The sequence below is a fragment of the Bradyrhizobium sp. CCBAU 51745 genome (genome assembly GCF_028128715.1).
GTDB classification, from domain to species: domain Bacteria; phylum Pseudomonadota; class Alphaproteobacteria; order Rhizobiales; family Xanthobacteraceae; genus Bradyrhizobium; species Bradyrhizobium manausense.
In genome coordinates this window covers 1-1155 of sequence record NZ_LBJP01000036.1, presented here as the reverse complement: position 1 = coordinate 1155, position 1155 = coordinate 1, and the positions used below count along the sequence as shown (strand labels likewise).

At 63.9% G+C, this 1155-nt stretch carries 1 protein-coding gene; it reads left to right on the top strand.

The features are described 5' to 3' along the window. A partial coding sequence (locus tag XH98_RS12960) for an MFS transporter (protein WP_271618815.1) occupies window positions 1-1155 on the top strand: 1155 nt, incomplete at both ends.

Here is a 1155-nt window from a genome sequence, read left to right as displayed (position 1 = left end):
GTCGCTGATCTTCCCGCAAATCTTCTTCCCGTCGGAAAATCCCACCGTCGCCATCGTCGCATCGCTGGCGACCTATGGCGTCGGCTATGTGGCGCGGCCGATCGGCGCCTTCGTGCTCGGACATTGGGGCGACACCCATGGCCGCAAGACCGTTCTGATCGTCTGCATGTTCCTGATGGGTCTGTCGACCATGGCGGTGGGCCTCCTGCCGACCTATCATCAGGTCGGCATCCTCGCGCCGATCCTGCTGGTCGTCCTGCGCCTGATCCAGGGCTTTGCCGTCGCCGGTGAAATCTCCGGCGCCAGCTCGATGATCCTGGAGCACGCGCCGTTCGGCCGTCGCGGCTTCTATGCGAGCTTTGCGCTTCAGGGCGTGCAGGCCGGACAGATTCTCGCAGCCGCCGTCTTCCTGCCGCTGGCGGCCTATATGCCGACCGAGGCCTTCAACAGCTGGGGCTGGCGAATTCCGTTCCTGCTCAGCTTCTTCGTCATCGTCGCAGGCTACATCATCCGCCGCGAAGTCGACGAAACCCCTGCCTTTGCCCGCGAGGAGGGGCGGGGAGAAACGCCGCGCTCGCCCATCGTCCAGGCCATCAAGCTGAGCTGGCCCGACATGCTCAGGGTCATCTGCATGGCGCTGATGAATGTCATCCCTGTGGTCGCGACCATCTTCGGTGCCGCCTATGCGGTGCAGCCGGCCTATGGCATCGGTTTTGCCAAGGACGTCTATCTGTGGATCCCGGTCCTCGGAAACATGCTGGCCATCTTCGTCATTCCCTTCGTCGGCAATCTGTCCGACAAGGTCGGCCGCAAGCCTCCCATCGTCGTGGGCGCGCTGCTCTCCGGCCTGCTCGCTTTCGGCTATCTCTATGCCATCAGCATCAAGAGCGTGCCGCTGGCGATCGTGCTGTCGCTGTTGATGTGGGGTGTGGTCTATCAGGGCTACAACGCAATCTTCCCGAGCTTCTATCCGGAGCTGTTTCCGACCCGCACCCGCGTGTCGGCGATGGCGATCTCGCAGAACATCGGCACCACCATCACCGCGCTGCTTCCGGCCCTGTTCGCCACCGTGGCGCCTCCCGGCTCCGCCAACATTCCCTTGACGGTGGGGGCGATCGCCTTCGGCATCACGGTCATCGCGGCGCTGGCAGCCGT